General features: G+C 68.2%; 20 protein-coding genes. 5 read left to right on the top strand and 15 right to left on the bottom strand.

The window, feature by feature from the left end; genetic code table 11:
* Positions 1-85 precede the first annotated feature (85 nt).
* Positions 86-322 carry a hypothetical protein gene (locus OG300_RS38920; protein WP_405489891.1) on the top strand — a complete coding sequence of 79 codons (237 nt, stop codon included), beginning with the start codon at positions 86-88 and terminating at the stop codon, positions 320-322.
* On the opposite strand, the gene OG300_RS38915 is transcribed toward OG300_RS38920, so the two are convergent.
* On the bottom strand, positions 319-1,146 hold the full coding sequence (locus OG300_RS38915; protein ID WP_405489889.1) for a nuclear transport factor 2 family protein: 828 nt from the start codon (positions 1,144-1,146) through the stop codon (positions 319-321). The genes OG300_RS38920 and OG300_RS38915 overlap by 4 nt on opposite strands.
* 43 nt (positions 1,147-1,189) lie before the next feature.
* Here OG300_RS38915 and OG300_RS38910 point away from each other — a divergent pair, with 43 nt between their 5' ends.
* Both OG300_RS38910 and OG300_RS38905 read left to right on the top strand, forming a co-directional pair.
* The gene (locus tag OG300_RS38910; RefSeq protein WP_405489887.1) at positions 1,190-1,735 is read left to right on the top strand and encodes a YdcF family protein; all 546 of its coding nucleotides are present in this window, start codon (positions 1,190-1,192) and stop codon (positions 1,733-1,735) included.
* Positions 1,736-1,805: 70 nt separating this feature from the next.
* Positions 1,806-3,380 (top strand): GMC oxidoreductase, encoded by a 1,575-nt coding sequence (locus OG300_RS38905; protein ID WP_405489886.1) that lies wholly within the window; start codon positions 1,806-1,808, stop codon positions 3,378-3,380.
* Positions 3,381-3,388: 8 nt separating this feature from the next.
* Here the strand turns inward: OG300_RS38905 and OG300_RS38900 are convergent, their stop codons facing one another.
* The 9 genes from OG300_RS38900 to OG300_RS38860 are packed head-to-tail and all read right to left on the bottom strand — an operon-like array spanning position 3,389 to position 11,910.
* On the bottom strand, positions 3,389-4,030 hold the full coding sequence (locus tag OG300_RS38900) for a hypothetical protein (protein WP_405489884.1): 642 nt from the start codon (positions 4,028-4,030) through the stop codon (positions 3,389-3,391).
* Positions 4,031-4,051: 21 nt separating this feature from the next.
* The gene (locus tag OG300_RS38895) at positions 4,052-5,008 is read right to left on the bottom strand and encodes an MlaD family protein (RefSeq protein ID WP_405489882.1); all 957 of its coding nucleotides are present in this window, start codon (positions 5,006-5,008) and stop codon (positions 4,052-4,054) included.
* The gene (locus OG300_RS38890) at positions 5,005-6,132 is read right to left on the bottom strand and encodes an MlaD family protein (RefSeq protein ID WP_405489880.1); all 1,128 of its coding nucleotides are present in this window, start codon (positions 6,130-6,132) and stop codon (positions 5,005-5,007) included. The genes OG300_RS38895 and OG300_RS38890 overlap by 4 nt, the downstream gene beginning before the upstream one ends.
* Positions 6,129-7,211 carry an MlaD family protein gene (locus tag OG300_RS38885; protein ID WP_405489878.1) on the bottom strand — a complete coding sequence of 361 codons (1,083 nt, stop codon included), beginning with the start codon at positions 7,209-7,211 and terminating at the stop codon, positions 6,129-6,131. Before OG300_RS38885 ends, OG300_RS38890 begins: the two co-directional genes overlap by 4 nt.
* Positions 7,211-8,224 (bottom strand): MlaD family protein, encoded by a 1,014-nt coding sequence (locus OG300_RS38880; RefSeq protein ID WP_405498838.1) that lies wholly within the window; start codon positions 8,222-8,224, stop codon positions 7,211-7,213. Before OG300_RS38880 ends, OG300_RS38885 begins: the two co-directional genes overlap by 1 nt.
* A complete protein-coding gene (locus OG300_RS38875; RefSeq protein WP_405489877.1) occupies positions 8,221-9,219 on the bottom strand; it encodes an MlaD family protein in 999 nt (332 codons plus the stop codon). The genes OG300_RS38880 and OG300_RS38875 overlap by 4 nt, the downstream gene beginning before the upstream one ends.
* Complete coding sequence (locus OG300_RS38870) at positions 9,216-10,244, bottom strand: MlaD family protein (RefSeq protein WP_405489875.1); 1,029 nt, start codon at positions 10,242-10,244, stop codon at positions 9,216-9,218. The genes OG300_RS38875 and OG300_RS38870 overlap by 4 nt, the downstream gene beginning before the upstream one ends.
* A 3-nt stretch (positions 10,245-10,247) precedes the next feature.
* Positions 10,248-11,111, bottom strand: a complete 864-nt coding sequence (locus tag OG300_RS38865; protein WP_405489873.1) for an ABC transporter permease — start codon at positions 11,109-11,111, stop codon at positions 10,248-10,250.
* A 1-nt stretch (position 11,112) separates the two neighbouring features.
* Positions 11,113-11,910 (bottom strand): MlaE family ABC transporter permease, encoded by a 798-nt coding sequence (locus OG300_RS38860; protein WP_405489871.1) that lies wholly within the window; start codon positions 11,908-11,910, stop codon positions 11,113-11,115.
* 422 nt (positions 11,911-12,332) lie between these two features.
* Between OG300_RS38860 and OG300_RS38855 the strand changes: the two genes are divergently transcribed.
* The gene (locus OG300_RS38855; RefSeq protein WP_405489869.1) at positions 12,333-12,563 is read left to right on the top strand and encodes a nuclear transport factor 2 family protein; all 231 of its coding nucleotides are present in this window, start codon (positions 12,333-12,335) and stop codon (positions 12,561-12,563) included.
* A 13-nt stretch (positions 12,564-12,576) separates the two neighbouring features.
* Here the strand turns inward: OG300_RS38855 and OG300_RS38850 are convergent, their stop codons facing one another.
* Complete coding sequence (locus tag OG300_RS38850; RefSeq protein ID WP_405498837.1) at positions 12,577-13,665, bottom strand: calcium:proton antiporter; 1,089 nt, start codon at positions 13,663-13,665, stop codon at positions 12,577-12,579.
* Between the two features lie 107 nt (positions 13,666-13,772).
* Between OG300_RS38850 and OG300_RS38845 the strand changes: the two genes are divergently transcribed.
* Positions 13,773-14,486: a VIT family protein gene (locus OG300_RS38845; protein ID WP_405489867.1), complete on the top strand. Its 714-nt coding sequence runs from the start codon at positions 13,773-13,775 to the stop codon at positions 14,484-14,486.
* 9 nt (positions 14,487-14,495) lie between these two features.
* Here OG300_RS38845 and OG300_RS38840 read toward each other — a convergent pair whose 3' ends face one another.
* The 4 genes from OG300_RS38840 to OG300_RS38825 all read right to left on the bottom strand — a co-directional run bounded on the left by OG300_RS38840 (position 14,496) and on the right by OG300_RS38825 (position 17,233).
* Complete coding sequence (locus OG300_RS38840) at positions 14,496-14,927, bottom strand: hypothetical protein (RefSeq protein WP_405489865.1); 432 nt, start codon at positions 14,925-14,927, stop codon at positions 14,496-14,498.
* A 17-nt stretch (positions 14,928-14,944) separates the two neighbouring features.
* Positions 14,945-15,442, bottom strand: a complete 498-nt coding sequence (locus OG300_RS38835; protein WP_405489864.1) for a hypothetical protein — start codon at positions 15,440-15,442, stop codon at positions 14,945-14,947.
* A gap of 154 nt (positions 15,443-15,596) precedes the next feature.
* Entirely contained in the window at positions 15,597-16,202 is a 606-nt protein-coding gene (locus OG300_RS38830; RefSeq protein ID WP_405489863.1) for an NAD-dependent epimerase/dehydratase family protein, read from the bottom strand.
* Between the two features lie 11 nt (positions 16,203-16,213).
* Entirely contained in the window at positions 16,214-17,233 is a 1,020-nt protein-coding gene (locus OG300_RS38825) for an NAD(P)-dependent alcohol dehydrogenase (RefSeq protein WP_405489862.1), read from the bottom strand.
* Between the last annotated feature and the right edge of the window lie 58 nt (positions 17,234-17,291).

Here is a 17,291-nt window from a genome sequence, read left to right as displayed (position 1 = left end):
ACGCGGCCTCGAGTTCCGATGTGCCCATTGGCAAATCACGCACGGCGAGTCGAGCAGAACACGCAATCGTTGTGCGAGTTGCCGCGTGTCGGTGCGTCCGAACCGGCAGGCACACCACCAGTATGTGGTGATGATCGCCGAATGCCCTTCCTGCGCATGGCCCGCCCCCGCCGTGTCCGCGCACCGCGGGGTGCAGTACCTGCGCTGCGTGTGCGGGCAGTGGCTGATCAGCGTGCACGGCAAGGTGGTCGGCGCGGCCGGCGGCACCACGTTCAGCGGCAAGAGCGATGTGGTCGCCGAGATCGTCGGAACCCGGGATTAGCTCTCGCCCACGAAGATTCGCAGGTTCTGCACCCGGCCGCCGCCGGTGAAATCGAGTTCGGCGATGCCTCGACCCTGACGGGTCTCCACCGTGACCGTCACCGTGTGCCCCGCCGCGATCGGCTTGCTCCAGCGCAGGCCCTTGACGCGAGTGGTGAAGTCCTCCAGCGACATCGCGCCGTCGGTACCCCACTCCAGGCGCGGAACCGGGACGAAAGCCGCACGGGCGGCATCGGAATCGCCCTGCCCGAGCGCGTCCAGCACCCGGCCCGAGGCCTGCCGTCCCGCCGCGCCGACGCCGCGCAGACCGGACATGAAACCCAGTGCGCCGCCGATGCCCTGGTTGCCGATCAGCTGCGGGCCCAGCTTGGCCCCGGCCAGCAGGCCCTGTCCGCCCGAGCGCAGCAGCTGGCCGATCATCCCCGCCAGCTCCCAATGCGCGCGCAGCACACGAATTCTCAGCGCGCCGTCGACCTCGACCAGGTCGTAGCGCAGGTGCATGGGCACGTGCAGGGTGACGCCGGTGGACATGGTGGTGGCGATGGTCAGATCACGAAAGACGGTGTTGCCGCACACCACATCGTGGGCCACGTCGAAGGCGATCCCGTTGGGTCCGATGAAGGTGTCCCAGAAGCGTTCGATGGCCGCGCGGCCGATGTGCGGGCGCGATCCGACCGGGTCCTCGACGCTGCCGTCGGGGGCGAACAGGGCCACCCAGGCGTCCTTGTCGTGCGTGCCGACCGCCGCCGGAGAGGCTTCGACGGTCGCCAGCAGTTCGGCGGCAGTGGGATTCGCGGGCACGGTGTCCTCCAGGTGGTGAAGCAAGCGCGCGCGATGTTACCCAACGGAGATCGGTACCGTCGATGATGTGCCCTCACTGCGCCGGGCGGCGGCAACCGTCGTGACGCTGGCGACCCTGGTCGCCGCCGTGGTGTACGCGGGTATTCCGGTCTTCGTGCATCCGCAGGTGGATCCGCTGCGGCGGGCCGACGCGATCGTGGTGCTGGGCGGCACCGCCTACGCCCGCTTCGATGTCGGACTGCGGTTGGCGCAGCAGGGCTACGCGCCCGAACTGCTGATCTCGCGGTCCACCGGCGAGGACGATCCGCTGATGGACCGCTACTGCGACGGCGGGTTCAGCTTCCGGGTGGACTGTTTCGTGCCCGACCCGTGGACCACGCAGGGCGAGGCGCAGGAGATCGAGCGGCGGGCGAAGGCGGGCAACTGGCGGCACATCATCGTGGTGACCTACACCCCGCACGTCTCGCGGGCGCGCTACATCGTCGGCAAGTGCTTCCACGGGCAGATCACGATGGTTGCCAGTCCGAGCGATTCGGGGCTGAAATTCTGGTCCTGGATGTACATCCGGCAGTCCGCGGGGTATCTGCGCGCGTTCGCGCAGTTCGGCTGTTGACCGAAAGCCGCTGTGGCACTTACATGGAACCAACCGGCAGGAATGCGGCACGGCGAAGGGGGACTTCCGGATGCGCGTCGACGACCTGCGTACCACCCGAGACGAAGAACTGGTGGCGGACGTGTGCGTCATCGGATCGGGACCGGCAGGTCTCACCGTGGCGAGCGAACTGGCGAACAGCGCGCTGCGGGTGCTGGTGTTGGAAAGCGGTGGCGCCGACCTGGCACCCGACGATCGCGACGAGATCGAGAGCATCGGGGCGGCCCGCGCCCGGCCCTACCGCAATGCGCGTAACCGGATGCTCGGCGGCAGCTCGCACACCTGGAGCGGACGCTGCGCACCGCTGGACGAACTGGATTTCACGGCCAGATCCTGGGTGCCGCACTCGGGCTGGCCGATCGGATCCGCCGAGCTGGAACCCTATTGGGAGCGAGCGGTCGCACACCTGGGCCTGGGCTACGGATCCGGATTCAGCGACGACCGGTTCTGGCGGCTCGCGGATCGCACGCCGCCGACGCCGCCCGTGGACCGCACCCGGCTGACACCGTATTTCTGGCAGATCAGCCGTGACCCCTCGGATCCGTTCGACGCCAAGCGATTCGGGCCGCACGCCGCCGGGATCATCGCGCCCGATGCGCGAATCCTGCTGAACGCCACCGTCGTCCACCTCGACACCGAGAACGGCCGGGTGCGGGCGCTGCGGGTCGCCGATGCCGACGGCCGCGAACGCGTGCTGCGCGCCGGGCGGATCGTGCTGGCCACCGGCGGCATCGAGAACGCCCGACTGCTGCTGGCCTCCAACAGGATCGAGCCCGCAGGCGTCGGCAACCGTCACGACGTGGTCGGCCGGTACCTGCTCGATCACCGCTGCGGCGTGGTCGGCTCACTGCATCCGCACAGCTCCGCCGCCGCCCGCGACCGCTTCGGCAAGTACCTGGTGAAGACCCACGACGGCAAACACACCTTCTCGCACGGCCTGGCACTGTCGCCGGAGATCCAGGCGGCGGAGGGACTGCTCAACTGCGCCCTGTGGATTCAAGAGGTCCCGGCCGCCGACGACCCCTGGGAATCGGTGAAGAACCTGCTGCGTGGGCATCCGAGCCTGCACGACGCCCGCGCCGTCGCGGGGCATCCGGGGCTGCTGCTGTCGGGCGCGAAACGCCGCCTCGTCGACCACACCGGGCTGCCGCACAAACTCGAACAGGTGGAACTGCGCTGCATGGTCGAGCAGGTCCCCGACCCGCACAGCCGAATCACCCTGAGCGACACCACCGATCACCTCGGCCGTCGACTACCGATGATCGATTGGCGCCTGGATCCCCGCGAGGATGCCACCGTCCGCCGCGCCGCCGCCCTGGTGGCAACGGAATTCGAGCGCCTCGGCTACCCCGCCCCGGTCCTCGAGGAGTGGGCCCGCGAAACCAGCGATCTCCCCGCCCGCCTCACCGACTGGGCCCACCCATCGGGTGCGACCCGCATGTCCGCCGACCCCCGCCACGGCGTCGTGGACGCCGACTGCCGCGTGCACGACGTCGAAAACCTCTACATCGCAGGCAGTTCCGTCTTCCCCACCAACGGCCACGCGAATCCGACCCTGACGCTGGTCGCGCTGGCGGTCCGACTGGCGGACCTGCTGCGCCGCTGAGGGTTTCGCTACTGCTTGGGGAGGCGGAGGTCGACGCCGCCCGCGTCGGCGACCTTCCAGTCGTTCTTGGGGTCGACGGTGACCGTGTAGTAGATGGTGGTCAGGACGCCGTCGGGGTTCTGGGCGTTGGTGGTGTTGAGGTTGAGGTAGACGTTGACCTTGTAGCTGCCACCGTCGCGGCTCATCACCTGGGAGCTCAGGACAGTGGGGCTGGAGGTCCACTTCAGGACGTCCACGAACTGGGTGAGCTTGGGGCCCGCGGCGTCCCACTTCTTGGCCAGCTCGGGGGTGGCGTTGGTCTTGAGGTGCGCGATCCAGGCGTTCGGGTCGGCGAAGTTGATGGTGGCGGCGCCGGTGGCCCAGTCGGTGGCGACCTGCTCGGCGTGCTTGTCGTCGGCGGCCTGGGCATTGCGGTCGTTCAGGTCGCCGCGCGCGGACTGCCACAGCAGGGTGACGGTCACCAGCGCGCCGATCAGCAGGACGGCCGCGGCGGCGCTGAGCAGCGTCGAGAGCTTCAGCGACACCGTCTTGGCGGCGGGCTTGTCCGGCGCGGCCACGGCGGCCTTCGAATCCGGGGTCGCCTCGGCCGCGACCGGCTCGACCGCCGGGGTCGGCGGCTCGGCCTTGGCCTCATCGGTGTGCTGCGACATCGGATCTCCTTGCTGGTACTGCTATTTGACGTTCACCTGCACCCGCACGGCCCCGTCGTCGGTGGACGCGAGCGCCTGCGAGAGCAGACTGCTGATATTGATCTGCGGCCCCGCGGTGGCGGCCGCGTCGATCAGCGGCTGCAACTGGGGTGCGATGGTCTTCAATTCGGGTCCGGCCTGCTGCAACCACTCGGTCAGCTCGGCCAGGAAGGGTGCCAGCCCATTGCCCTCGACATATGCCTGCGGGCCCGGGGCACGGTTCACGAGTCTACCGACCGCATTGATCAGGTCCTCCAGCGACCGCTCGAACTGGATGAACGCGGGTGCTGCGGCCGCGGTGGCCTCCCCCATACCGTCCATATTCGAGGCTGCGGCCTGGAAGCTGTTGAGTAGCTGAGCGATTTTCGGTTCGCGCGACGAGATGGCCTTGGCCAGCAGATCACCGGCGCGGGTGAGCTGCGGCATGGACGAATCGGTGTCGTGGAACGCGGTGCCCAGGGTGTCGGCCAGCGAGGCCGCCACCTTCGGATCGAGCTGGTTCATGACCTTGTTGACCAGCCGCGACACCTCGGGAATCGACAGCGGCGACTTCACCGCGGAGGTGTCCAGGCGCTGACCGTCGTGCAGGTAGGGCCCCGCACCGGTCTTGGGCCGGAACTCCACGTACGGCTCGCCCAGTGCGGAGAGCTGCTCGATGGTGATGTCGCTGTCGGTGGGCAGCTTGCGATCGGCGTCGATGCGGAAGCCGACCTCGACGCCGCTCGCCGTGGAGTCCACCGAGGTGATCTTGCCGACCCGCATGCCGGTCAGCAGCACCGGCGAACCCACGCTCAGCCCACCGGAATTCGCCAGCGTCATGGAGGCGCGGGTGTACTCGGCGAACGGATCCGCCCGCACCACACCGAAGGTCAGATAGCTCGCGCCCAGCACGGTGACGGCGGCGATGCCGGTCAGCGAGGCCAGCGGTCCCCATTTCATCGCACCGCTCCGATCACGCGCAGACCATTGAGAATCGAGGTCACCTGGTCGTCACGCGATACCGAATCGACCTTTACGCCGGTGATATTCACCTTCGGCCCCTGCTCGACCCACGGAATCAGCTTGTCGCGCAGGAACGAAGTGAGCATGGCCAGGTTCGAGGGCACCGACAGATCCAGCGGTCGACCCGAGAGCACCATGGGCGCGAAGGCCGTCGTCACCGGATCCAGCGCTCCCGCCAGCGGCGCGAGCCAGGACAGTCCCTGCCCCAATTGCCCCAGCGCCGTGAAGATCTGGGCCACCCCGGCGATGGACTTGGTGATGCCGACCGCGTTGTCCACCGATGCCTGGCTCAGCTCGTGATCGAGGAAGTCGGCGCGATCGTGCAGCACCTGCGCGTTGGTGCCGAGCCCGTTGAGCAGGCTGTCCACCTTGTCGAGATTGGCGGCCAGGTCCACGGCATTGCCCGCCGCGTTCTGGGCCAGCCGCTTGGTCTCGTCCGGATTCGCGGGCAGCGTGGCATTGACCCGATTGATGATGTCCTGCAACTGGTTTATCGCTCCACCCTGGGTGAAGGCGGCCAGCGCGGCCATGGTGTCCTCGAGCTGCACCGGCGGCCGGGTGTGCTCCTGGCCGATGGTGCCGCCGTCCTTCAGTAGCGAGTCGAACCCGTTGGGCGGCGTCGTCAGCGCGAGGTGGATATCGCCCAGCACGGTGTTCTGGCGCAGTTCGGCGACCGTGGTGGTCGGCAGCTGCGCCTTGGTCGAGATGTCGGCGTCGACCACGACGTACCCGCCGCGACCGTTCGCGTGCGCCGAATCCACCACGCGCACACCGGTCACCGTGCCCACCTGCGCGCCGTTGGCGATGACCTTCGCCCGCGCGGGCAGGTTGAGCACATTGCCGAACTCGATGTGGATGCGATAGGTCGGGCCGGACACCGAGGTCCCCGGCACCGGAATCGAGGACGGGTCGAAGGCGCAGCCGCCGACCCCGGCGACCAACGCCGCGGCCACCAGGCCCGCACCCGCCCGCTTCGCGATGCGCGCGCGGAAAACATTGCGCGGCAGGTTATCCCCAGCCTTCACACCCTCGATGACGAAATCCCAGCGTCCGATTCTCATCGCGCACCCGCCATTCCGAGCACCAGCGGCACCAGCGGCACGTTCACCAGGCCGTTGGCGGCGTCGGTGCACGCGCCGGGGGTACCGGCATTGATTGCGGCGCAGACCTGTTCGGCCTGCGGGGTGGGCAGCGCGGCCCGCGGCGAACCGTAGGTGACGCCGCTGCCCATCATGTTCTGGGCGGCATTGGTGAGCACCGGCAGCTTCAGCATGATCTCCGAGAGCGAGCCGACATTCGCGCGCAGCAGCCGCACCAGCGGCAGCGTGTCGTCGAGGGCACGCATGATCGGATCACCGGCAATGGTGACCAGGTCGTTGATCATTGGCAGCGCCTGACCGAGGCGATCGATCAATTCCGCGCCGGGGCCCAGCAATTCGGTGCTGGCGTTGTTCAGCGCCGGGGCCAGCCGCAGCAGCATGGAACGCAGATCACCCCAGTGGTCCTCGACCTTCTGGCCGACCGAGGCGAAGGCGTCGAAGATCCCCGCCAGGTGGCCGATATCCGCATCCGGTTGCGCCAGTGCGGATCCCAGCTTCTTGACGATCGCGTTGATCTGCGGTCCCGCGCCCGTGGTGGCGGCGTCCAGCGCGGAAAAGCCGTGCGCCAGCGCGTCCGGGGCCTGCGCCTGCTGCAACTGCGCCGACAGGTCGGCCAGCGCGGTCAGCGTCTCGGTGATGCTCTTGGGGGTCAGCGATTTGGTGATGCACTGGCTCGAATCCCAGTGCGCCAGGTCCTTGCCGCTGTTGAGGACGGCCAGATTGCGGTCGGCCACAATGGAATCCGAGACGGTGGTCGCGGCGGCGTCGGCGTACACCGGATACTTGGCGTCCACCGAGAACTTGACCTTGACCTTGGCGCCGTCGGCGTCGATGGAATCGACCGTGCCGACCGGGATTCCACGCATGGTCACCTTGTTGCCCGCGTACAGGCCGACCGAGTCGGGCATGATCGCGCAGTAGGCGACCGTCTTCTTCATCGGGTCGAAGAAGATCAGGTAGCCGACCATGGCCAGCACCGCCACCAGCACCGCACCGGTGACCGAGATGAACGCCTGGGATCCGAGCATGCGCTTGAGCATCAGCAGTCCTTCCCGGGCATCGGAACACACAGCGGCGGCACGGTCACGGTCTGCTTCGACTGGTCGATCGAGACGCCGCCATCGGGAATCGCCAGGTCCGACAGCTTCTGCTGCAAGCCCTGCGCGGCGGTGATGGTCGGTTCGAGCTGCTTGCCGAGCTGTTCGAGCTGGGTGACGGCGTCGTTGAGCTTGCCCTTCAACGATTCGTCCCACGCGGGCTGCGCACCGGCCAAACGGCCCACCACGCCACTGAGCAGGCGCAGCGCCTCCGCCATCTCGGCGTGCTTGTCCTCGAGCACCGTGACCAGCAGGTTGGCATTGTCCATCAGGCGGCCCAGATCGGTTTTCGCGCCGTCGTACATGGTCACGTACTCGTCGGCCACGGCAACGGCGTTCGACACCTGGCCGCGCTGACGGTTGAGCGCGTCCACATAGTTCTGCACGGTCGCCAACGTGGTGCGCAGGCTGTCGGGCGCGGCGTCGATCGAATTGCCCAGCGCCGCAAGGTTCTGGTTCAACGTCGAGCCGTCGATCTTGGCCAGCGGCGTCGCCGCGTCCTGGAAGGTCTCGGCCAGGCTGTAGGGCAGCCGGACTCGATCCGCCGGAATGGCACCGGAGCCGAGGGGTTTGGTGCCCGCCGGGAAGACCGCCACATAGTGGCCGCCGACGATGGTCAGCATGCGGATGTCCAGGGAGGTCTGATCACCCAGGAACACATCGTCTTTCACGGTGAAGCGCATGACGACCTTGTCCGGCTTCAACTCCAGCGACTTCACCTCGCCGACCGAGATGCCCGCGACCCGGACATCGTCGCCGGTCTTCACCGACTGCGCCTCGGACAGTTCCGCGGTGTAGGTGTGCTTGCCCAGGGGCAGCACGTACAGCGCGCCCGCGGCGACCAGACCCGCCACCAGCAGCACCGCACCGATGATGCCCAGCTTCAGGTCCCGCCTGCGCTTGGTGATGTCGTCGACGACCATGTCCTTGCGCCGCAAGAACTTCGGCAGTGTCATCCGTTGCACAGCGCCACCTGCTGTCCCGACACCAGCACCTGCACCACGCTCGGCATGTCCGCGTTCCCCTTGCTGCACACCGGTTTCCAACCCGCCGGACCCGCGGGCAGCGAGGCGTCGGCGGCGGCCAGCACGCCCGGCAGGCGGCCCAGCACGTCGACGGCCTCCTTGGCGTCCGGGAAGATCTGGCGGATCAGCGCGTCCACGTCGCTACCGCTGGTGATCCCCAGCATGTTGAGCAGATTGTTGATCGGCCGCAGCACCGACGGCGCGGTCACCGCGAACTGCGCCAGCCCGCCGATGTTCTGCTGCAACGATTCGAAGACGTTCGACAGCTGCGCCAGCAGCGGCACCAGGTAGTGCACCCGCCCGCCCAGCCGATCCGACAGATCCGACATGTTGTGGATCAGCGTGCCGATCACCTGCTGCCGGTTGTCCACGTACGACGCCAGTTTCCCGATCGCGTCCATGGCCGGTCCGACACCGCTGCCGTCACCCTCGATCAACGCCACCATGCTGGTGCTGAACTGGTTGATGGCCTCCGGAGAAATGGTCTGCAACACCGGCTTCAGGCCGTTGAACAGCTGCGTCACATCGAAGGACGGCACCGTGCGGTCCTCGCCGATGCGCGCGTCCGCCGCGATCCGATTGCCCGGCACCGGCTGCTGCTGCAGATCGATGTAGCGCTGCCCGGTGAGGTTCTGGTAGCGGATCGCCAGCTTGCTGTTGTCGTACACGGGCGCATCGGTCTTGACCGACAGGCTGACTCGCGCCTTCGCGCCCTCCAGCCCGATGCCCTTCACCTTGCCGACCTGCACGCCGTACATCCGCACGTCGTCACCGACCTTGAGGCCGTTGGCGTCGGTGAAGATCGCGTCGTGGGTCTCCGTCCTGCCCGAGACCGGTCGCTGGATCGCGGTGAGCACCAGCATCAGCACCACCACGATCACGCCCGCGAACAGGGCCAGCCGCCAGGCCGCCGCCTTGACGCTCACGGCTTACCTCCCAGCAACGGAACCCCGAGCGCCGGAACGCCCTTCAGATCGACCTCGACGTTCAGCACCGGCCCCTGTCCGTTGTCCGGCATGGCCGAGTTCAGTCGTTGCAGCAGCGCGCGCAGATCGGCACCCGATTGCTGCGGCTGCGGCACCATCTGCGCCAGCGCGTTGAGCAGCGGAACCAGCGCGTCGGTGGTGCCGGAGAGCTGAGTTCCGGCCTGCGCGAAGGTATTCGCCAGCGCGGGCAGCAGTTGCCGCGTGACCAGGGCGACGCGCTGGTCGTAGCCGTCCCGATCCTGTTGCAGCAGCGGAATACTGCGCAGCAGATCCACCACCTGCACTGTCGCACCGGCGAACTGGCCGCCGCCGTCGAAGGCCGGGCCGAGTGCGCCCATCAGCTCCGAGAGCGGCATCTTCTGGTTGTCGGTGATGGTGCGCTGCGCGGTGATCAGCGCCTGGATCAGCGGGGTGATCGCCTCGGTGTCGGCGGCGGCCTGCGCGATGACCGAGGCCATCTGCGGCGTCAGCACCGAACCGCCGACCTGCGCGGCACTGCGCAGAATCGAACCCATGGTGGCGTCGTAGACGTCGGCGGCGTGCGAACCGGTCCGATCCAGCACCGCGCCCGCCCGCAGCGGCGAACCGCCGGAACCCTTGCGCAGGTCGATCTCGCTGATGCCGAACAGGTTGGCGGGCGCGTAGTCCACCTGCAGGCTGTCGTCCAGCCCGAAGAGCCGGGAGTCATCCAGGCGCAGCGAAATCCGCTGCGTGCCATGGCTGTCCGGCACAATATCGGTGACCTTGCCGACCACCACGCCATTGACCCGCACATCGGTGCCGGGCAGCACGCCGTCACCGATCTGCTCGGTGCGCAGCGTCACCGCCAGACCGTCTGCGCTCTCCTGCGAGCGGTAGAGCGACCAGGCCGCCACCACCGCCACCACGAGTGCGAGCGCGACCGCGCCGACGGTCATCGACCGCTTGCGATCGACGGCCACACCCGGCATTCCGTAATTCGGCATCCCCTACCCCGTGAACGTAATCGCCGAGTTGAAGCCCCACAGGGACAGTGACAGCACCATGTCCAGCGCGATGATCGCGACCGACGAGGCGCGCACCGCCTTACCCGAGGCGATACCCACGCCCTCCGGGCCGCCGGTGGCGAAAAAGCCGTAGTAGCAGTGGATCAGGATCACGACCACCGCGAAGATGGCCACCTTGATCACCGCCGCGATCACGTCGAAACCCGACACGAATTGGAAGAAGTAGTGGTCGTAGACGCCCGCCGCCGACCCGTGCACCAGCGTGATCAGCCCGCGGCAGGACGCGTAGGACAGGATCAGCGCGATCAGGAAGGTCGGCACGATGGCCACCGCGCCCGCCAGCACCCGGGTGGTCACCACGAAGGGAACCGAACGCAGGCCCAGGGATTCGATCGCGTCGATCTCCTCGGAGATGCGCATCGACCCGATCTCGGCGGTCATCCGGCAGCCCGCCTGCGCGGCGAAACCGATGGCCGCGGCGATCGGCGCGAGCTCACGGGTGGTCGCGTACGCCGACACCAGACCCGTCACCGGGCCCATGCCCAGCATGTCGAGGGTCTCGAAGGATTCGACGGCGACCGACGCGCCCATCACCAGGCCGAGCACGATCATCATCGGGACGGTGCCGCCACCCACGATGACCGAGCCGCGGCCCCAGGTCATGTTGGTGATCGCGCGCATGGTCTCGTCGCGATAGCGCTTGAGCGTCAAGGGAATCGACGACAGCACCTGCCAGACGAAGGCCAGCACGAAGCCCAGGTTCTCCACCCGGCGCAGGATCAGTCCGCGCTTGCGATAGGCGCGCGACGCCCAGCCCAACCCCCTGGGCGTGTAGGTAGCAGACATATCAGGCCAGCCTCGTCGGCAGGAACATGGCGGTGATCTGCGTCGCCACCAGGTTCACCACCACGATCGAGACCACCGACAGCACCACCGCGGCGTTCACGGCGTCGGCGACCCCGCGCGGCCCGCCCTTCGCCTCGAGCCCGCGCTGACAGGCGATGATCACCACCAGGAAGCCGAAGATCACCGCCTTCAGCAGCGACACCCACACATCGGCGGTGGTGGTGAAGGAACCGAAGGTGGACCAGTAGCTGCCGGGCGTCACGCCCTGCCCGCCGATCGCCACCATGTACCCGGCCAGCACGCCCACGAAGATGATCAGCACGTTCAGCAGCGGGGCCACGAAGATCATGGCGACCAGGCGCGGGATGACCAGGCGGTTGATCGGGTTGATGCCCATGGTGTTCAGCGCGTCGATCTCCTCGCGGATGGTGCGCGCGCCCAGATCCGCGGCCAGTGCCGCCGCGCCGGCGCCGCCCAGCAGGAAGCCGGTGGCCAGCGGTGCGCCCTGCTTGATCACGCCCAGGCCGCCGGTCGCGCCCAGCAGCGAATCCGCGCCGAGGGTGTGAATCAGGTTGCCCACCTGGACCGAAACGATGACGCCGAACGGAATCGCCATCAGGATCGCGGGAATGGCGGTGACCGTGATCAACCGCCAGGCCTGCAGAATGGCTTCTTTCCACTGGAATTCGCGGCGCGCGATATCGGTGAAGGTGCCGACTACGGCTTGCTCGGCGATGCCGACCGCGCGACCGAAGGTGCGCAGCGAGGCGACCGCGGTGCCCGAGAAATTCTCGCGCATGATCCGCACGGCGGATCGCGACTGGACGGCCCGGGTCAACGCGGGACTACTTCGGCGAGACGGCGGAACCGACGCGGGGTGACGAGCTTCAAATTTCTTCTCCGTGATCGGCAACACTGCCTGCCATCAAAGCTAATGGTTACGCGGAGTTACAACAAATCCGCCCGAGGTGTGATGCAGACCTCTAAGTTACCAACCAGTAGACGTGGCAACGGTACCGGTCAGCGCGACAAATAGGCATGTGACCTGCGTATCTATAACCTGTTATCAGACCGGATCGGCTATCAATATGACCCCGAGCACGTCCCCGGCGAACCCCGAAATCGACCGTCTCGGACGGTTCGGCGATACCCGAGCCGCAATCGAGTGACCTGGCAGCAACCACCGGTTTCGTCCGGAACCGCGCGCGGACCACCCGCGGCGTGTTCACTGACGCTGTGGACAACACGGTGTCGGCGGTCCTGCGCGCGATCGAAGCAGGCGACTGGACGGCATTCGCAAAACTGGTGCATCCCTATGTGCTCTGGACCGAGAACGGGGTCACCACTCGCGGACGCACGCGAGTGATGGCACTACTGTCCGGGCACGACGCGACCGCACCCGCGAATTCGTACGAGCTACGCGACGAACAGGTCTACCGCTGGGTCTCCTGAACTCTCACGATAATTACGGGCTGACCGCCAGAAACACGAAGCCGGAGAACAACACCAGGTGCACACAGCCCTGGAGCAGAGTCGCGCGGCCGGGCACCACGGTCAGTGCGCCGACCACCACGGTCAGAGCCAGCAGCACCATCTGGGTCGCGCCGAGGCCCAGTTCGAGCGGGCCGTTGATCCAGATCGACGCCAGCGCGATGGCCGGAATGGTCAGGCCGATGCTGGCCATGGCCGAACCCAGCGCCAGATTCAGCGAGATCTGCACCCGGTCGCGACGCGCGGCCCGAACTGCCGCAATGGTTTCCGGCAGCAGCACCAGCAGTGCGATCACCACACCGACGGCCGACTGCGGCAGACCCGCTGCGGCGATACCGGATTCGATATTCGGCGACACCACCTTCGCCAAACCGACCACCCCGATCAAGGCAACCAGCAGCAAACCCAAACTCACCAGCGCCTGCCGCCTGGTGGGCGGCTCCTCGTCCTCGTCGTCCAGCGCCGAGACCGTCCCCTCGACGGGTAGGAAGTCGCCCGGATGCCGGACCGTCTGCACCATCACGAACACGCCGTAGAGGACCAGCGAGGCGACCGCCGCGAAGATCAGCTGGCTGCCGGAGAACACCGGACCCGGCTCGCTGGTGGTGAAGGTCGGCAGCACCAGGGTGAAGGTGGCCAGCGTCGCGACCGTGGCCAGGGCCGCGCCCGTGCCCTCGGCATTGAACACCGCGACCCGCCGCTTCAAGGCGCCGACCAGCAGCGAAAGGCCGAAAATGCCGTTGCACGTGATCATTACGGCCGCGAACACGGTGTCACGGGCCAGCGAGGCGGCCTTCTCGCCACTGGAGATCATCAGCGTCACGATCAGACCGACCTCGATGATGGTCACCGCCACCGCGAGGATCAGCGAGCCGAACGGCTCCCCCACCCGATGGGCCACGGTCTCCGCGTGATGCACGGCCGCGAGCACCGCGCCGATCAGCCAGACGCCGACCACGATCGCGCTCACCGTGTTCATCCCGCGACCCCAGGAGGCCGCGAGCACGACGGCGGCGATCACCGGCATGATGACCGACCAGTACCTCTTGCAGAAACCGACCATGGCCCCCATCGTTGCAGCAAATTGCTCGCATTCACCGCAAATAGCGACCCGAACCTCCCGATCGCGCGTTCCCACCCGACCGCGAGCAGGTGACATAGGCTCCCGGCGTGGCCGAAAGCACCCATCCGCACGAGCCCCATGACAGCAGCCTCGCCTCGCGACTGAACTGGTTGCGCGCGGGCGTGCTCGGCGCCAACGACGGCATCGTGTCCACCGCCGGTCTGGTCGTCGGCGTGGCCGCGGCGTCCACCGACACCGACGCCATCCTCACCGCGGGCATCGCGGGTTTGGCCGCGGGCGCGATCTCCATGGCCGTGGGCGAGTACGTCTCGGTCAGCACCCAGCGCGACACCGAACAGGCGCTGCTGAAGCAGGAGAAGCGGGAACTGGCAGAGGAACCCGAGTTCGAACTGAACGAACTCACCGAGATCTACCGCGGCAAGGGACTTTCCGAGCAGACCGCGCGACAGGTCGCCGAGGAGCTCACCGCCCACGACGCCTTCGCCGCCCACGCCGAGGCCGAATTGCGTTTGGATCCACAGGATCTCACCAATCCCTGGCACGCGGCGCTGTCCTCGGCCGTCTCCTTCACCCTCGGCGCGATCCTGCCCATTCTCGCCATCCTGCTGCCGCCGACGCAGTGGCGCATCCCCGTCTGTTTCGCCGCCGTCCTGGTCGCCCTGGCCGTCACCGGTTCGGTCAGCGCCCGCTTCGGCCGCAGCGATCCGCGCCGCGCGGTGCTGCGCGTGGTGATCGGCGGCGCGCTGGCCATGCTCATCACCTACGGAATCGGCCAGCTCGCAGGCGTTTCCGGGCTCTGAGCGTCCGCGCTACTCGGAGACGGGTCCCGGGGCGGGCGGGGGCAGCGGCCCGGGCAGGTCGATCGGGGCCGGCGCGACCGGTGGCGGCGCGGGCGGGACGTAACGCGGATAGACATGCGGCGCAACGGGTTCGGATCCGGCGATCCCGATCTCGACCGGGTGCGGCGGAGCCGGGACCACCGACTGCGGCGGGACGGCCGGGACCCCCGGGATTCCGGCAACGGGTCCGGCCGGGGGTGGCACCGGCCGATCATGGCGCAGCCGTGGCACATTCACGATCGAGACGTCGGCATCGTTACCGCGGTGGCCGGTCCCGGTGAGCAGCATGCCCGCGCCGATACCGAACAGCATGAGGCCGGACACCAGCGCGACCGCTCCGAGGCGGCGGGGGTTGATGTCACCCTCGTCGCGCGGCCCGATTCCGTCGACAGTACCGAGCATGGCTGTCCTCCTTCGGATTACGGAGCGGGCGGCGGAGGCGGGGGCGGCGGCAGCAGGAACGGGAGGATCGGGGCCAGGATGTCCGGAATCGGCGCGGGCGCGGGCGGCGGAGGCGGCGGAGGCGGCGCGTCGAACGTCGGCTCGGGGGCCACCTCGACCGGAGCGGGCGCCACCCACTGCTGGGTTTGCGGCGCGGGCGCGGGAGCGGGTGCCTGCACCGAGTCGACCGGGGCGGGCGGCGGCGGAGGCGGCGGAGGCAACGCGGGAGCCTTGGTCGGCGCGGCGTTCACCGGGGCCTCGGTGGAACTGGAGGCGGGGGCACCGGGTCCGGCCGGGCCGTCCGGGCTGTCGAGGCCCTCCCGGATCACGCCGCCGACCAGGGTGAAGACCAACCCGATCGACAGTACGACGAGTACGGCGAGCACCCGTGGCGACATCTCACCGGGCGCGACCACGCCGGGAACGCCGTCCTCCGCTGTCGCGGTGGGTTTCTCCTGTACTGCACCGAGCGTCACCGAGGATTCCCTTCGATTCGCAGTCACGTCCGCAGATCCGAAAAGCCCGTCCTTCAAGCGACGGTACACAGATTTGCTGGAGAGCTGAACGCACGACGTGTAAGGAAAGGGTCCCAGGTGAATATCTATTTGAACTGATTGCCAGTAAGTAGCGCTAGATCGCCTCGAAGTCTGCCTCGGTATCGTCGACGACCCGATAGACACCCGAGGCAAACTCGAGGGCGCGAGCGGTACGGCGAGCCGCCTCGTCCAGGTGAATGCGCGGCGACTGCGGCGGCTCGTCCGTGTAATACGTTCCCGGACCGAAGAATTGGCCGTACCGCAGCACCACGCCACCGGCCGCCAGCACCGCACTCTCCAGGAACTCCTTGGCGTCCTGACCCGCGCCGGTCATCTCCCACGCGACGCTCTGCGCCAGCACCCGCGCCTTCCCGGCGGCCGCGGCCGCCGCCAGCAGATTGGCGGTGCCCTCCCGGCGGATGCGGGCATTGGCCTCGCGGCCCTCGGGCAGCTTGGCCGGGTCGTCGGGCAGGTCGGTGAGCTGGTGCATGACCAGATCCGGTGCGTAGGCGACGACCGCGGCTGTCAGCGCGTCGGCGTCGAAGGCGTCGCACACCACCGGTTCCGCGCCCGCGGCCGCGAGCAGCCGCGCCTTGTCGGGGGACCGGGTCATACCGGCCACCTGGTGTCCCGCCGCGATGAGCAGCGGGACCAGTCGAGTACCGAGGACGCCGCTGGCGCCCGCCAGGAAGATCCGCATGGTCGCCGAGACTAAGGGATCGAGATGACAACCTTGCCGAACGGGTCACCGTCCTCGAAGTAGCGGTAGGCATCGACCGCTTCCTCGAACGGGAACACCCGGTCGATCACCGGCCGCACCTCGTGCTCGGACCAGGTGCGGTTCATCAGCTCCAGATCGGTCCGGCTGCCCACCGCGACCCGCCGCAGCGCGATGTACTTGCCGCCCAGCGGATCACCCGCGGGCCGCCCGGCGGGCGCGGGGAACGCGCCGATCAGCGACACCTGACCGTTGTAGGCCGTGGCCGCAAGGGATTTCGGCAGCGTCAGCATGCCGACCGCCTCGACTACCACCTGCGCGCCCAGTCCGCCGGTCAGCCCGAGTACGGCCTGCTCCCAGTCCGGGATCTCGTTGCGGTCGATCACCTCGTCGGCGCCCAGCTTGCGCAACCGCTCGCCCTTGTCGGGCGAGGACGTGATCGAGATGACCCGGGCCCCCAGCACTTTCGCGTGCTGCACGGCGAACAGGCCCACCGGACCGGTACCGACGGTCAATACGGTGTCGCCGGGGCCGACCGGCACCGGCTTGGTCACTCCCGCCCAGGCCACCAGGCCCGCGCAGGTCAGCGATGCGGCCTCCGCGTCGGTGAGGTGCGGCGGCACCTGCACCACCGAATCCTTTTCCAGCACAACGTAGGTGGCCAGCCAGCCGTCGTGGGTCGCGCCGTACTGCTGGCTCGACAGCTCCTGGGTCTGCGGGCCTTCGTTCCAGCCCACGAAGTAGGTGCTCATCACGCGGTCACCGAGCGCGGCCCGGGCCACCTCCGGTCCGACCGCGATCACCTCGCCGACACCGTCGACCAGCGGCACCACGCCCGGCCGCGCCTTCACCGGGTAGGTGCCCGCGATCAGCATCAGGTCACGACGCTCGAGCGAGGTGGCGCGCACCCGGACCACGACCTGGTGCGGTCCGGGGGTCGGCGCCTCCTGGACCCGGGTGGTCAGTCCGTCCAGGCCCCGCAGCGGCTCCAGTTGGTAGGCAATGCCGTTCATCGCGTTCTCCTTCGATCGCTCGTTGCCGAGAAGTCTGCTGAGGCGAGGACGGCGGTGC

This window comes from Nocardia sp. NBC_00511, from assembly GCF_045161165.1.
In the GTDB taxonomy this organism is placed as follows: Bacteria; Actinomycetota; Actinomycetes; order Mycobacteriales; family Mycobacteriaceae; genus Nocardia.
This window is presented reverse-complemented; position numbering and strand designations above follow the sequence as displayed.

Bases quoted from the DNA above. Each gene is read 5' to 3' on its own strand.
- OG300_RS38905 (WP_405489886.1), top strand. From the start codon at position 1,806: ATGCGCGTCGACGACCTGCGTACCACCCGAGACGAAGAACTGGTGGCG.
- OG300_RS38900 (WP_405489884.1), bottom strand. From the start codon at position 4,030: ATGTCGCAGCACACCGATGAGGCCAAGGCCGAGCCGCCGACCCCGGCG.
- OG300_RS38895 (WP_405489882.1), bottom strand. From the start codon at position 5,008: ATGAAATGGGGACCGCTGGCCTCGCTGACCGGCATCGCCGCCGTCACC.
- OG300_RS38890 (WP_405489880.1), bottom strand. From the start codon at position 6,132: ATGAGAATCGGACGCTGGGATTTCGTCATCGAGGGTGTGAAGGCTGGG.
- OG300_RS38885 (WP_405489878.1), bottom strand. From the start codon at position 7,211: ATGCTCAAGCGCATGCTCGGATCCCAGGCGTTCATCTCGGTCACCGGT.
- OG300_RS38880 (WP_405498838.1), bottom strand. From the start codon at position 8,224: ATGACACTGCCGAAGTTCTTGCGGCGCAAGGACATGGTCGTCGACGAC.
- OG300_RS38870 (WP_405489875.1), bottom strand. From the start codon at position 10,244: ATGCCGAATTACGGAATGCCGGGTGTGGCCGTCGATCGCAAGCGGTCG.
- OG300_RS38865 (WP_405489873.1), bottom strand. From the start codon at position 11,111: ATGTCTGCTACCTACACGCCCAGGGGGTTGGGCTGGGCGTCGCGCGCC.
- OG300_RS38860 (WP_405489871.1), bottom strand. From the start codon at position 11,910: ATGCGCGAGAATTTCTCGGGCACCGCGGTCGCCTCGCTGCGCACCTTC.
- OG300_RS38850 (WP_405498837.1), bottom strand. From the start codon at position 13,665: ATGGTCGGTTTCTGCAAGAGGTACTGGTCGGTCATCATGCCGGTGATC.
- OG300_RS38840 (WP_405489865.1), bottom strand. From the start codon at position 14,927: ATGCTCGGTACTGTCGACGGAATCGGGCCGCGCGACGAGGGTGACATC.
- OG300_RS38830 (WP_405489863.1), bottom strand. From the start codon at position 16,202: ATGCGGATCTTCCTGGCGGGCGCCAGCGGCGTCCTCGGTACTCGACTG.
- OG300_RS38825 (WP_405489862.1), bottom strand. From the start codon at position 17,233: ATGAACGGCATTGCCTACCAACTGGAGCCGCTGCGGGGCCTGGACGGA.